We start from the raw sequence: 13,738 nt of genomic DNA on the forward strand, positions 1-13,738 counted from the left end.
CTTCGCCACAGCCGCGTCAGCCGACCGGTGCCCCGTGCTCCCGGTCGTACGCGGCCCGCGCCGCGCTGATCCCCTCGCGGTGCCGTTCCGCCCAGCGGGTGAGCGCCACCAGCGACTCGTAGAGCTCCTGGGCCATCGGGGTGGCCGTGTACTCGACCCGGGGTGGCACGGTGGGGTGGACCTGCCGGTGCAGCAGGCCGTCCCGCTCCAGGTTGCGCAGGGTCAGCGTGAGCATCCGGCGGCTGATCCCCTCCACCTGGCGCTCCAGTTCGGTGAAGCGGATCGGGCCCTGGGACGCGGCGATCAGGATGCCGATGCTCCACTTCCCGCCGACCCGGTCCAGCGCCTCCCGCACCGTGCAGGCCCGCGCCTGGTCGGCCTGGATGGACACACACCTGTTCCCCTGGGACATCAAAGTGCCTCCTTCCGCTCCGCCTCATGGTCACAGACGATGGCCTCAGTAACAAACGGTGCACCAAGGAGGCATTCCGATGACGGGGACCAACCGCTGGCCCGCGCTGCTCGTGCTCTGCGCCGGCAGCCTGATGATCATCCTGGACGGCAGCATCGTCGCCGTGGCGCTGCCCGCCGTCCAGGCCGACCTCGGCTTTCCGGCCGCCGGACTGGCCTGGGTGGTGAACGCCTACCTGGTCGCCTTCGGCGGGCTGCTCCTGCTGGCCGGGCGGCTCGGCGACCTGCTCGGCCGGCGGCAGGTCTTCCTGGCCGGGGTCGCCCTGTTCACCCTCGCCTCGCTGCTCTGCGCGGTGGCCGCCGGGCCGGGAACCCTGGTCGCCGCCCGGTTCGCGCAGGGCGTCGGAGGCGCGCTCACCACCGCGGTGAGCCTCGGCATGATCGTCCGGATCTTCCCCGAGCCGGCCGAGCGGGCCCGCGCCATCGCCGTGTTCAGCTTCACCGGCGCGGCCGGCGCCTCGCTCGGGCTGCTGGTCGGGGGAGTCCTCACCGACCTCGCCGGCTGGCGGTCGATCTTCCTCATCAACCTGCCGATCGGGGCGGCCATCGTGGCCGGCGCCGTACGCCTCATCGCGCCGGACCGGGGCGCCGGGCTCCGGGCCGGGCTGGACCTGCTGGGCGCGGTGCTGGCCACGGCCGGGCTGATGGCCGCCGTGCTGGCCATCGTGGGCGCCGGCGAGCACGGCTGGACCTCGCCGCGCACCCTCGGCGCGGGCGCGCTCGCCGCGGCGCTGCTCGCCGGTTTCGCCGCCCGGCAGCGGCGCGCCGCCACCCCGCTGCTGCCGCCGCGGGTCCTGCGCGCGCCCGGTCTGGTCGCCGCCAACGCCACCCAGTTCCTCATGGTGGCCGCCTACTTCGGCTTCCAGTTCCTGCTCGCCCTGTACCTGCAACTCGTTCTCGGGCTGGACCCGGCCGCCACCGGCTTCGCGTTCCTGCCCACCCCGCTGGCGATCGCGGCCGTCTCGCTGGGGCTGGCCGGGCGGCTGGTGGCCCGGTTCGGGGCGCGCGCCGTGCTGGTCGGCGGGCTGGCGCTCGCCGTGGCCGGATTCCTGCTGCTGGCCCGCCTCCCGGTGGACGCCCGGTACGCCGCCGACGTGCTGCCGGCGCTGCTGGTCTTCGGCGTCGCGGGCGGGCTCACCCTCCCGGCGGTCACCACCCTGGCCATGGCCGGCGCGGAGCCCGCCGACGCCGGACTCGCCTCCGGGCTGGCCAACACCACCCAGCAGGTCGGTGGGGCGCTCGGGCTGGCCGTGCTGGCCACCCTGGCGGCGAGCCGCACCGACGCGCTGCGCGCCGCCGGCACCGACCAGGTCGCCGCACTCGCCCACGGTTACCGGTCCGCCTTCGCGGTCGCCGCCGGGCTGGTGGCCGCCGCCCTGCTGGTGGCCCTCCTCACCGGCCGCGTCCGCCGCCCCGCGTCGCTCCCCACCCCCGCGGTCCCGGACGCCTGCCCCGTGCGCTGACTCCCGGCGCGGGGTTGGCCTCTGCGGCGTCGGCGCGCGGTTGGGGCAGGTGACCTTCGCGCGCTACGAACTTGATGTCGTAAATGAATCGGCCGGGGCCGGGCCCCTGGGACGAGCCGGGCCGGGACGAGCCGGGCCGGGGTCGGGACGGGCGTTGGCGGGGTCGGTGAGTCGCTGACGTCATCACGTTCGTAGTCGGCGAGGAGCCAGCCCGCGGCCCAGCAGGGAGGAGGCCGCCCCCGCACCCGGTCAGGCGCCCAGGGCGTGCAGCACCCGGGCCAGCAGGTCCACGGCGGCCGGGTAGGCGTGCGCCGGCGGGTGGGCGTAACCGACCACGAGGCCGGGAGGCCCGCCCGCCGGGTGGTGCCGGTGCGGGGCCAGCCCGCCCACGGCGAGTCCGCGCGCGGCGGCCGCGGCCAGCACCTCGGCCTCGGTCGGGCCGCCGGGTCGCAGATGGACGGTGGCGTGCAGGCCGGCCGCCACCCCGGCCACGGGGGACCGGTCTCGCAGCCGGTCCAGCAGCAGGTCCCGCCGCTGCCGGTAGCGGCGCCGGACGGTGCGGATCTGCCGGTCGTAGCCGTGCCCGTCGATCAGCTCGGCGAGGGCGAGCTGGCCGATCGTCTCGGTGTGCAGGTCGAGGTGGCGCTTGGCCTCCACCACCGGCTCCACCAGCCGGGCCGGCAGCACCAGCCAGGCCAGGCGGAGCGCCGGCCCCAGCGTCTTCGCCGCCGTGCCCACGTACGCGACCTGCTCCGGGGCGGTGCCCTGGACCGCGCCGACGGGCTGCCGGTCGTAGCGGAACTCGCCGTCGTAGTCGTCCTCGACCACGAGACCGCCGGTGGCCCGGGCCCATTCCGCCAGCGCGTGCCGGCGGGCGGGGTGCAGGGTCACCCCGCTGGGGAACTGGTGCGCCGGGGTCACCACGGCCGCCCCCACCCGGGCCAGCGGCCCGGCGCCGAGCAGGTCGGTGCGCGCGCCGAGCCCGTCGACCGGCAGCGGCAGCACGGTGCCGCCGTGCCGGCGGACCACCTCCCGGTGGAAGGCCAGCCCGGGGTCCTCCATGGCCACCGTCGGGGTGCCGGCGTCCCGGAGCACGCCGGTGAGCAGCACCAGGGCCTGGACGTATCCGGTGGTGACGACGATCCGTTCCGGGTCCGCCAGCACGCCCCGGGCCCGGCCCAGGTAGCCGGCGAGCGCCCGGCGCAGCTCGGGGCGGCCGCGCGGGTCGCCGTAGCCGTACGCCTCGGCGGGGGCCACGGCCAGCGCCCGCCGGGTGGCCCGCAGCCAGGCGGTGACCGGGAAGAGCCCGACGTCGGGGCTGCCCGGGCGCAGGTCGTACCGGAAGGTCGGCGGCCCGGGCGGCGGCGCGGCCGGCGGCGGTGCGGCCCGGCGCAGCCCGCTGACCTCCGTGCCCGCGCCGATCCGGGCGACCAGCCAGCCCTCGGCGACCAGCTGGTCGTAGGCGGCGCTCACGGTGCCCCGGGACAGGCCCAGCTCGGCGGCGAGGGCGCGGGTGGCCGGCAGCCGGGTGGCCGGCGGGAGCCGCCCGGCGCGGATGGCGTCCCGCAGCGCCCGCTCCAGCCCGGCCCGCCGGCCGCCGGTGGCGTCCAGCTCCAGGTGCAGGTCGACGCCGAAATCGGCCCAGTCCGTCGGCACGGAATTGGATCTTACGGACGGGCCGCCGGCGCGGCGAGACTGGCCGCATGACCGAGCTGAGCCGGCGGGCCGCCGCGCTGCGCGCGCTGCACCGCCCCGGGGACCCGCTGATCCTGCCGAACGCCTGGGACCCGGGATCCGCCCGGGCGGTGGTCGCGGCGGGCTTCCCGGCCGTCGCCACCAGCAGCGCCGCGGTCGCCGAGGCGCTCGGCCACGCCGACGGCGAGGCCACGCCGGCGGCCGAGATGTTCGCGGCGGTCGGCCGGATCGCCGCGGCCGTGCCGCTCCCGGTCACCGCCGACCTGGAACGGGGGTACGGGCTGCGCCCGGCCGAGCTGGTCGAGCGGCTGCTGGAGGCCGGGGCGGTGGGGTGCAACATCGAGGACTCCGACCCGCGGAGCGCGAGGCTGTACGACGTCGAGGAGCAGGCCGACCTGCTCGCCGGCATCCGGGCGGCGGCCCGCGCGGCCGGCGTGGACCTGGTGCTCAACGCCCGGGTCGACGTGCACCTGCGGGCGTACCGGCCGGTCGAGGAGCGGCTCGCCGAGGCGGTGCGCCGGGCCCACCGCTACCGGGCGGCCGGTGCGGACGGCATCTACCCGATCCTGCTGGCCGACCCGGCGCAGATCCGCGAGTTCGTCACCGAGGTGGACGCTCCGGTCAATGTGCTGGCCCGGCCCGGCGCCCCGGCCCCGGCCGAGCTGGCCGCCCTCGGCGTGGCCCGGATCAGCTACGGCTCGGGCGTCTACGCGGCCGCCCGCGCCCGCGCCGCCGAGCTGCTCGCCACCGTCCGCGCCGGCGGCGACCCGTTCGGATCCTGACCCGCGCCGCCGGGTCGGGTCGCCGGATGCCCGCCGGGACGGCAGGATGGGCGGATGGGCGCCGCTGACGAGACCCGGGACGGGGTGTCGCTGACCAACCTGGACCAGCCGCTGTTCGACGGGGCCGGGGCCACCAAACGCGACCTTGTCGACTACCTCGACGCGGTCCACCAGCGGATCCTGCCCGGGCTGCGGGACCGGCCGCTGTCGGTGGTCCGGGTGCGGCCCGGCCAGGACCCGTTCATGCAGAAGAACCTTCCGAAGTACACGCCGGACTGGGTGCGCCGCACCTCGGTCTGGGCGGAGGCCTCGCACCGCAGCATCTCGTACGCCCTCTGCGACGACCGGCGCACGCTGCTCTGGTTCGCCAACCAGCGGGCGGTGGAATACCACCCGACGCTGGGCCACGCCGGGGACCCGGAGCACCCCACCCACCTGGTCCTCGACCTGGACCCGCCGGTCGGCGACTCGTTCGGCATGGCGGTTCGCACCGCGCTGCTGGTCCGGCAGGCGCTCACCGACGCCGGGCTGGCCGGTGCGGTGAAGACCAGCGGGGCGAAGGGGCTGCACGTCATCGTTCCGGTCGACCCGGCGACCACCGCCGAGGAGGCCGCCGCGGCGACCCGGGCCCTGGCCGCCCGCGCCGAGCGGCTCGACCCGGCGCTGGCCACCACGGCCTTCATCGTGGAGGACCGGGGCGGCCGGGTCTTCGTCGACTCCACCCGGGCGTACGGGGCGACCGTGGTGGCCGCGTACAGCCCGCGGATCCGGCCCGGCACGCCGGTGTCGTACCCGGTCGGCTGGGCCGACGTCGAGGCGGCGACCCCGGCCGACTTCACCGTGAAGACGGTGCCGGCGCTGCTCGGCGACCGGGACCCGTGGGCGGAGGCGCTGCCCGCGCCGCAGCGGCTGCCGGAGGAACTGGTGGCCGAGGGGCGGACCATTCCGGTGGCCCGGGTGCAGGCCATGCACGAGGGCAAGCGCCGCGCGAAGGCCCGCCGCGAGGCCGGCTGACACACGAAAAAGCCCGGGCCACTGGCCCGGGCTTCCTCCTGTCTGTGCCCCCGGCAGGATTCGAACCTGCGCCCCCGCCTCCGGAGGGCGGTGCTCTATCCCCTGAGCTACGGGGGCTCAGCGACCCGAGAAGAGTAGCAAACGCCTTCCCGGATCACCGAATCGGCACCCCGCGCGCCGATCGTCCGCGGATCAGGCGGCGGCCAGGGGTCGACCGCAGCTGGGCAGCGGGTGGAGGACGATGCGGCGCGGCAGTCGGCGGGGCCACTCGTTGCGCGGCCAGGACCCGTCGACGATGAGGTGCACCGTGCGCTCCTCGGCGCCGCTGAGCCGCAGCACGAAGTCGCGGGGGAGCGGCGGGTCGACCGTGGGGGTCGTGATCATGAAGCGCACCCGGCCCCGGGACGAGACCGCCGAGATCACGTCGGCCGCCGGCATGGTGCCGCGCAGGCGTACCCGGCCGATCCAGTAGACGTCCGCGGCGTGCTCCTGGGCGGCCCGGGTGATCGACGGGTACTCGCTGCGTACCCATCGCTCGACCGCGCCGACGCAGAGCCCGCAGGCCCGCTCGCGGGGCTCCCGCGGACCCAACCCCCAGGCCCGCAGGTACGCCCCGACCGTGCCGGCGTCCATGGTCAGCTCGAACTGGCGCTCGATGAGGGTGGTCAGGCTCTGTCGCGTCCAGAGCTCCTCGTCCAGGCCGAACTCGTCGGGGTGGACGCCCCGCAGCACGTCGATCAGTTCGAGTTCCTGTTCGCGGCTGAGCGTTCCCGGCTCGCCCTGCCGCAGTCCGCGACGGACGGCTGCCACCGCCCCGTCACCGCCGATGGTGTGGCGTCGGCACCAGCTGGTCACCGACCGCCCTGCGTCTCTGAGTGCAACCCCCACGTCCTGCGCAACGAGCCCGAATCGCAACTGGTCACGATATGTGGGGAGAAAAGTCTCCAAGCAGCGCAATGGGTTGTACAACCCAAACCGTTATAAAGCGGCATAACGGGCGCGAGCCGGATCCGGGTACGCGGAAGGGCCCGCGTCGCGCACGGCGCGGGCCCTTCCGGGCGAGCAGGTGTTACAGGGTGCCGCCCAGGCGCTTGAGCGCCGCCGTGAGGTTGGTCAGGTCCTTCTGCTGGGTGTTCTTCATGACCTGGGCGACCGCCAGCACGTCGTCGTCGTGCCCCTGGTCGAGGATCCCGTCGATCATGTGCACCCCGCCGACGTGATGCCGGATCATCATCTGGAGGAACATCACGTCGAACTCGCGGCCGGTGGCGGCCTTCAGCTTCGCCATCTCCTCCGGCGTGGCCATGCCCGGCATCAGCCCGTTCTTCACCGCCGCCCCGTCCGACATCCAGGCCATCGGCGGCTGGTCGCCGGTCGGGTCCAGCTTCCAGGAGCGCAGCCAGGTCTGCATGGTGCCGATCTCGCCCTGCTGCCCCGTGGCGATGTCGCCGCCGATCTGGCGTACCTCCGGGTCCTGGCCCTGCCGGAACGCCAACAGCCCCATGGCCACCGCCTGGGCGTGGTGGCTGGTCATGTCCCGGGCGAAGCCGGCCTCGGCCGAGTTGTCACCCGGGCGGGTGAGCGTCGGGGTGAGCAGGCCGCCCGCATAGCCGAGGAGGAGACCGACCACGACGGCGACGGCCAGCGCCAGGGCGCCGAAGCGCCGCGCGGCCCCCCGGCCACCGTCACCGGTGTCCGGGGCCTCGTCGTGCTCGGTGTCCGTCGTCACGGCGGCGGTCATCGCGGCGTCCTCACTGGGTGGGCTGCTCGGGCATGTTGTTCTGGAGGTTGTCCCGCGGGGTGGTGCCGGTGGCGGTGACGCCCTGGTCGCAGAGGGCGGTCGGGCCCTCGATGGAGGCGTTCACCCGCAGGGTCTTGATGAACTCGTCGATCCGGCCGTCGTCGGCGTTGTCGACCTTGAGCTGGAAGCCCCACGCCTGGAGGGAGATCGGCTTGTCCAGCCCCTCGTACGGGCTGAGCATGAGCTTCTCCTTGCCCTGCACCTTGGCCTTGAGCTTCTCCACCTGGTCGGCGGGCAGGTCCGGGCGGTAGGTGATCCAGACGGTGCCGTGCTCCAGGCTGTGCACCGCGTGCTCGTTGGCGATCGGAGCGTCGTAGACGTCGCCCATGCAGTTCTGCCAGGCCTGATTGTGCGGGCCGGCGACCGGCGGGGACACGTCGTACTTGATCGTGCCCGGCTGGTGGTTGCCGCCCTTGACCAGGTTCTTGTCCTTCTTGCGGAAGTCGACGATGCCGTTGATGGCGTCGGCCCGCTTCTGCCACGGCTGCGAGCCCTGGTAAACCGCCCACGCCCCGACACCGATGATGCCGACGGCCAGCACGCCGACCGCGACGAAGAGGGCGATCGGACCCCACGCGCGACCCTGGCTCACCTTCACCGGGGCGACCGGCTTGCGGCCCTTGCCGCCGGTCTGCCGGGCGGTGCCCTTGCCGGCCCCGGCCTTGCCGCCGGCGGGCTTGTCGGCAGCGGCGGGCCGGCCGGCGGCCGGCTTCTTGCCGGTGCTGACCACGGTCGGACGGCGCTCCGGGCCGCCCGGGGTGCTGATGCTCATCGTGCCTCGTCAGGTCGGTCGGTCAGGGGAGCCGCGGGGCCGCTTCACATGCTGGGTCGCCGCCGCGGGGACCGAGTCTACCCCCGATAACATGGTTCGGTGACTCCCGCAGAACTCGCCGAGGTCGTCCTCGCCGCAGCCCACGCCGTCTTCGAAGACCGGGGCCTGGATCGCTCCGCGCTGCCCGCGCAGACCACCGTCGAGCGACCCCGCAACCCCGAGCACGGCGACTACGCCTCGACGCTGGCGCTGCAGCTCAGCAAGAAGGTCGGGGTGCCCCCGCGGGAGCTGGCCGCCGCCCTGGCCGACCAGCTGGGCCGGGCGCCAGGGGTCAAGTCGGTGGAGATCGCCGGCCCGGGCTTCCTCAACATCCGGCTCGACGCGGCCGCCGCCGGCCAGCTCGCCAGGGTCATCGTGGAGGCCGGCCCGGAGTACGGCCGCAGCGACGCCCTCGCCGGCCAGCGGATCAACCTGGAGTTCGTCTCGGCGAACCCGACCGGCCCGGTGCACATCGGCGGGGTCCGGTGGGCGGCCGTCGGTGACGCGCTCAGCCGGCTGCTCCGCGCCACCGGGGCCGACGTCGGCACCGAGTACTACTTCAACGACGCCGGCTCCCAGATCGACCGGTTCGCCCGCTCGCTGCTCGCCGCCGCCCAGGGCCAGCCGGCGCCGGAGGACGGCTACGGCGGCGCGTACATCGCGGAGATCGCGGCCGAGGTGGTCAAGCGCCGGCCCGAGGTGCTCGACCTCGACGAGGCCGCGGCCCAGGAGGTGTTCCGGGTCGAGGGCGTGCAGCTGATGTTCGCCGAGATCAAGTCGTCGCTGCGCGACTTCGGCGTGGAGTTCGACACCTACTTCAACGAGAAGGACCTGCACGACCGGGGTGAGCTGGACAAGGCGCTCGACCGGCTGCGGGAGCAGGGACACGTCTACGAATCCGAGGGCGCCACCTGGCTGCGCACCACCGACTTCGGCGACGACAAGGACCGGGTGCTGCGCAAGTCCAACGGCGAGTGGACCTACTTCGCCGCCGACTGCGCCTACTACCTGGACAAGCGCGAGCGCGGCTTCGAGCGCGTGGTGATCATGCTGGGCGCCGACCACCACGGCTACATCGGCCGGATGAAGGCCATGGCCGCGTGCTTCGGCGACGACCCGGACCGCAACCTGGAGATCCTCATCGGTCAGCTGGTCAACCTCCTCCGCGACGGCGCCCCGGTGCGGATGAGCAAGCGGGCCGGCACCGTGGTCACCCTGGAGGACCTGGTCGACGCGATCGGCGTGGACGCCGCCCGCTACGCGCTGGCCCGCTACTCCAGCGACTCGCCGATCGACATCGACGTGGAGCTGTGGACCCGGGCGAAGAACGACAACCCGGTCTACTACGTGCAGTACGTCGGTGCGCGGACCGCCAGCGTGAGCCGCAACGCCGCCGAGGTGGGGCTGAGCCGGGGCGACGCCACCGCCTTCCGTCCCGAGCTGCTCGCCCACGAGAAGGAGAACGAGCTGATCAAGGCGCTCGCCGAGTTCCCCGCCGTGGTCGCCACCGCCGCCGAGCTGCGCGAGCCGCACCGGGTGGCCCGCTACCTGGAGCAGCGGGTGGCGCAGTCCTACCACCGGTTCTACGACAACTGCCGGGTCCTGCCGCGCGGCGACGAGGAGGTCACCGACCTGCACCGGGCCCGGCTCTGGCTGAACGACGCCACCCGGGTGGTCATCGCCAACGGCCTGCGCCTGCTCGGCGTCTCGGCCCCGGAGCGGATGTAATGCGCGCGCACGAGGCCGGTGCCCTGCACGGCGACATCGGCAACCGGGGGCCGGCCTGGCTGCGCACCCCGGTCGACGTCAACGACCTGGTCCCGCAGCTGTGGCCGCGCAACGTCGCGCGCGGCGCGGGCGGCGCGCTGCAGGTCGCGGGCCTGGACGTCCGCGACCTGGCCGCCGAGTTCGGCACCCCGGTGTACGTGCTGGACGAGGACGACCTGCGCGCCCGCGCCCGCGAGTTCCGCGACGCCTTCCCCGACGCCGACGTCTACTACGCGGGCAAGGCGTTCCTCTGCCGGGCGGTGGTCCGGATGATCGCCGAGGAGGGCCTGTTCCTCGACGTCTGCACCGGGGGCGAGCTCGCCACTGCGCTGTCGGCCGGGATGGAGCCCGCGCGGATCGGCTTCCACGGCAACAACAAGTCCGTGGCCGAGCTGACCCGGGCCGTGGACGCCGGGGTGGGCCGGATCATCGTCGACTCGTTCGCCGAGATCGACCGGCTCACGGCGCTGGCCCGCGAGCGCGGCGTACGCCCCAAGGTGCTGGTCCGGGTGACCGTCGGCGTGGAGGCGCACACCCACGAGTTCATCGCCACCGCGCACGAGGACCAGAAGTTCGGCTTCTCCCTGGCCGGCGGGGCGGCCGCCGCGGCCGCCTTCAAGATCCTCGACGAGGACGTGCTGGAGCTGCGCGGGCTGCACTCGCACATCGGCTCGCAGATCTTCGACGCCAGCGGCTTCGAGGTCTCCGCCCGCCGGGTGCTGGCCCTCCAGGCGCAGATCCGCGACGCGCGCGGCGTCGAGCTGCCCGAGCTGGACCTGGGCGGCGGCTTCGGCATCGCGTACACCACCCAGGACGACCCGGCCGCGCCGCACGAGCTGGCCAAGCGGCTGCGCAAGATCGTCGACGGGGAGTGCGCCGCGGAGAACCTGGCCGTGCCGCACCTGTCCATCGAGCCGGGCCGCGCCATCGTCGGTCCCGCCGTGTTCACGCTCTACGAGGTGGGCACGGTCAAGGACGTGGACGGCATCCGCACCTACGTGAGCGTGGACGGCGGGATGAGCGACAACATCCGCACCGCGCTCTACGACGCGTCCTACTCGGCGACGGTGGCCAACCGGGTCTCCGGCGCCGAGCCGATGCTCGCCCGCGTGGTGGGAAAGCACTGTGAGTCCGGGGACATCGTGGTGAAGGATGAATTCCTGCCCGCCGACGTGCAGCCCGGAGATCTTGTCGCGGTGCCCGGCACCGGGGCCTACTGCCGGAGCATGGCCAGCAACTACAACCATGTCCCGCGGCCCCCGGTCGTCGCCGTCCGCGACGGTCGGGCGCGGCTGATCGTCCGCCGGGAGACCGAAGACGACCTGCTCGCATTGGATGTCGGATGACCTCACCCGTTCGCTTGGCGCTGCTCGGCTGCGGCACGGTCGGCAGCGACGTGGTGCGCCTGCTGCACGAGCAGTCGGCCGACCTCGCCGCCCGGATCGGCGCCCCGCTGGAGATCGCCGGCATCGCCGTCCGCCGGCTCGGCCGCGACCGCGGCGACCTGCCGGTCGACCCCGCCCTGTTCACCACCGACCCGCTCGGCCTGATCAAGCGGGACGACGTGGACGTCGTGGTGGAGGTCGTCGGCGGGATCGAGCCGGCCCGGACCTGGCTGGTCGAGGCCCTGCGCGCCGGCAAGAGCGTGGTCACCGCCAACAAGGCGCTGCTCGCCGAGGACGGCGCGACGCTGCACGACGCGGCCGCCGAGGGCGGGGCGGACCTCTACTACGAGGCCAGCGTCGCCGGTGCCATCCCGCTGCTGCGCCCGCTGCGCGAGTCGCTGCACGGGGACCGGATCAACCGGGTCACCGGCATCGTCAACGGCACCACGAACTTCATCCTCTCCGCCATGGACGCCACCGGCGCCGGCTTCGCCGAGGCCCTCGAGGAGGCCACCGAGCTGGGCTACGCCGAGGCCGACCCGACGGCCGACGTGGAGGGCTTCGACGCCGCCGCCAAGGCCGCCATCCTGGCCTCGCTGGCGTTCCACACCCGGGTCACCGCCGCCGACGTGCACCGCGAGGGCATCACCGAGGTGACCGCCGCCGACGTGGCCAGCGCCAAGGCCATGGGCTGCACCATCAAGCTGCTCTGCATCGCCGCCCGGGGCGCCGACGCGGCCGGCCGCGAGACGGTCAGCGTCCGGGTGCACCCCGCGATGATCCCGCTGACCCACCCGCTGGCCGGCGTCGGCGACGCGTTCAACGCGGTCTTCGTCGAGGCTGAGGCGGCCGGGCAGCTCATGTTCTACGGCCGGGGCGCCGGTGGCGCGCCCACCGCCAGCGCCGTCCTCGGCGACGTGGTGGCGGTCGCCCGCAACCGCCTCGCCGGGGTGCACGCGGCCAGCGAGTCGGCGTACGCGGACCTGCCCGTGCGGCCGATGGGCGAGGCGCTGACCCGCTACCACATCAGCCTCGACGTGGCCGACCGGCCGGGCGTGCTGGAGGCGGTGGCCGGGGTGTTCGCCCGGCACGAGGTCTCCATCGCCACCGTGCGGCAGGGCCCGGCCGGCGGTGGTCCCGACGCCGAGCTGGTCATCGTCACCCACGTGGCGCCGGACGCCGCGCTCGCGGCCACCGTCGGCGAGCTGCGCGGGCTGGACATCGTCCGCTCGGTCACGAGCGTGCTGCGGGTCGAGGGCGGGGCGTAGCCGCCCGTCCCGCCTGATGGTTAACCGGAGGTGTGCCGGCGGCCGGTCGGGAAGGCTGGTCCACGCTGGTAGGGGCCCCGCGCCGACCGGGGCGGCAGAGGCGAGGAGTGCGACATGTGGCGGGGTCTGATCGAGGCGTACCGGGACCGGCTGCCCGTCACCGACGCCACTCCCGTCGTCACCCTGCACGAGGGGAACACGCCGCTGCTGCCGGCGCCGGTGCTCTCCGCCCGGGTGGGCGCCGACGTGTGGCTCAAGGTCGAGGGGGCGAACCCGACGGGCTCGTTCAAGGACCGGGGCATGACGGTCGCCGTCTCCAAGGCCGTCGAGGCCGGCGACAAGGCGATCATCTGCGCCTCCACCGGCAACACCAGCGCCTCCGCCGCCGCGTACGCGGCCCGCGCCGGGATCACCTGCGCCGTGCTGGTGCCCCAGGGCAAGATCGCGCTGGGCAAGCTGGCCCAGGCGCTGGTGCACGGCGCGAAGCTGCTCCAGGTGCAGGGCAACTTCGACGACTGCCTGGCGCTGGCCGGCAAGCTCGCCCAGGACTACCCGGTCGCGCTGGTCAACTCCGTCAACATCGACCGGCTGCACGGGCAGAAGACCGCCGCGTTCGAGATCGTCGAGGCGCTCGGCGACGCGCCTGACATCCACTGCCTGCCGGTGGGCAACGCCGGCAACATCTCCGCCTACTGGCTGGGCTACTCGGAGGACCTGCGCGACGGCAACGCCACGAAGGCCCCGAGGCTGTACGGCTTCCAGGCCGCCGGCGCGGCCCCGATCGTCACCGGGCAGGTGGTGCCGGAGCCGTCCACGATCGCCACGGCCATCCGGATCGGCAACCCGGCGAGCTGGACCAAGGCGATCGACGCCCGCGACGCCTCGGACGGGCTGATCTCGGCGGTCACCGACCGGGAGATCCTCTCGGCGTACCGGCTGCTGGCCCGCGAGGTCGGGGTCTTCGTCGAGCTGGGCAGCGCGGCCAGCGTGGCCGGCCTGCTCCAGCAGGCCGCCGCCGGGCGGGTGCCGGCCGGCGCCACCGTGGTCTGCACGGTCACCGGCCACGGCCTCAAGGACCCGGAGTGGGCCATCTCCACGGCCCCCGCCCCGCTGACCATCGCCAACGACGCCCTGGCCGCCGCCCGCTCGCTCGACCTGGTCTGACCGGCCCGCGCCCACGGGGAGCGGGCGCCGTCACGCGGGCCGGGGTCCGTGCGTGGGAGCGTGATCGCGTGCGGCACACTCCTGGACACCCCGTACACCCCTTTGCAGGAGTGCGTA

12 protein-coding genes and 1 tRNA gene are annotated in these 13,738 nt (G+C 74.5%); 7 read left to right on the forward strand and 6 right to left on the reverse strand.

The annotated features are described in order from the left end of the window. Positions 1-16: 16 nt before the first annotated feature. Positions 17-412, reverse strand: a complete 396-nt coding sequence (locus FXF50_RS20870) for a helix-turn-helix domain-containing protein (protein WP_091318658.1) — start codon at positions 410-412, stop codon at positions 17-19. Between the two features lie 79 nt (positions 413-491). Between FXF50_RS20870 and FXF50_RS20875 the strand changes: the two genes are divergently transcribed. Further along, positions 492-1,934 (forward strand): MFS transporter, encoded by a 1,443-nt coding sequence (locus tag FXF50_RS20875; RefSeq protein ID WP_148430370.1) that lies wholly within the window; start codon positions 492-494, stop codon positions 1,932-1,934. Positions 1,935-2,183: 249 nt separating this feature from the next. Here the strand turns inward: FXF50_RS20875 and FXF50_RS20880 are convergent, their stop codons facing one another. After that, positions 2,184-3,590: a PLP-dependent aminotransferase family protein gene (locus tag FXF50_RS20880; RefSeq protein ID WP_148430372.1), complete on the reverse strand. Its 1,407-nt coding sequence runs from the start codon at positions 3,588-3,590 to the stop codon at positions 2,184-2,186. Between the two features lie 47 nt (positions 3,591-3,637). On the opposite strand from FXF50_RS20880, the gene FXF50_RS20885 reads away from it, so the two are divergent. Continuing rightward, complete coding sequence (locus FXF50_RS20885) at positions 3,638-4,411, forward strand: isocitrate lyase/phosphoenolpyruvate mutase family protein (protein ID WP_148430374.1); 774 nt, start codon at positions 3,638-3,640, stop codon at positions 4,409-4,411. A gap of 54 nt (positions 4,412-4,465) precedes the next feature. Beyond that, positions 4,466-5,425: a DNA polymerase domain-containing protein gene (locus FXF50_RS20890; protein ID WP_148430376.1), complete on the forward strand. Its 960-nt coding sequence runs from the start codon at positions 4,466-4,468 to the stop codon at positions 5,423-5,425. 45 nt (positions 5,426-5,470) lie between these two features. On the opposite strand, the gene FXF50_RS20895 is transcribed toward FXF50_RS20890, so the two are convergent. The 4 genes from FXF50_RS20895 to FXF50_RS20910 all read right to left on the reverse strand — a co-directional run bounded on the left by FXF50_RS20895 (position 5,471) and on the right by FXF50_RS20910 (position 7,998). Continuing rightward, positions 5,471-5,542, reverse strand: a tRNA-Arg gene (locus FXF50_RS20895). 75 nt (positions 5,543-5,617) lie between these two features. Further along, the gene (locus FXF50_RS20900; RefSeq protein WP_091318678.1) at positions 5,618-6,313 is read right to left on the reverse strand and encodes a winged helix-turn-helix domain-containing protein; all 696 of its coding nucleotides are present in this window, start codon (positions 6,311-6,313) and stop codon (positions 5,618-5,620) included. A gap of 181 nt (positions 6,314-6,494) precedes the next feature. Then, the gene (locus FXF50_RS20905; protein ID WP_148430379.1) at positions 6,495-7,166 is read right to left on the reverse strand and encodes a DUF305 domain-containing protein; all 672 of its coding nucleotides are present in this window, start codon (positions 7,164-7,166) and stop codon (positions 6,495-6,497) included. 10 nt (positions 7,167-7,176) lie between these two features. After that, the gene (locus tag FXF50_RS20910; protein WP_148430381.1) at positions 7,177-7,998 is read right to left on the reverse strand and encodes a DUF3105 domain-containing protein; all 822 of its coding nucleotides are present in this window, start codon (positions 7,996-7,998) and stop codon (positions 7,177-7,179) included. A gap of 99 nt (positions 7,999-8,097) precedes the next feature. Between FXF50_RS20910 and argS the strand changes: the two genes are divergently transcribed. From argS to thrC, 4 genes are all read left to right on the forward strand, one after another. After that, positions 8,098-9,765: an arginine--tRNA ligase gene (gene argS / locus FXF50_RS20920; RefSeq protein ID WP_148430383.1), complete on the forward strand. Its 1,668-nt coding sequence runs from the start codon at positions 8,098-8,100 to the stop codon at positions 9,763-9,765. Then, positions 9,765-11,150 carry a diaminopimelate decarboxylase gene (lysA, locus tag FXF50_RS20925; protein ID WP_148430385.1) on the forward strand — a complete coding sequence of 462 codons (1,386 nt, stop codon included), beginning with the start codon at positions 9,765-9,767 and terminating at the stop codon, positions 11,148-11,150. Before argS ends, lysA begins: the two co-directional genes overlap by 1 nt. Beyond that, the gene (locus FXF50_RS20930) at positions 11,147-12,457 is read left to right on the forward strand and encodes a homoserine dehydrogenase (protein WP_148430387.1); all 1,311 of its coding nucleotides are present in this window, start codon (positions 11,147-11,149) and stop codon (positions 12,455-12,457) included. The genes lysA and FXF50_RS20930 overlap by 4 nt, the downstream gene beginning before the upstream one ends. Before the next feature lie 114 nt (positions 12,458-12,571). Then, a complete protein-coding gene (gene thrC, locus FXF50_RS20935) occupies positions 12,572-13,621 on the forward strand; it encodes a threonine synthase (RefSeq protein WP_148430389.1) in 1,050 nt (349 codons plus the stop codon). Positions 13,622-13,738 lie beyond the last annotated feature (117 nt).

Source organism: Micromonospora sp. AP08, from assembly GCF_008085935.1.
Taxonomy (GTDB): Bacteria; Actinomycetota; Actinomycetes; order Mycobacteriales; family Micromonosporaceae; genus Micromonospora; species Micromonospora chersina.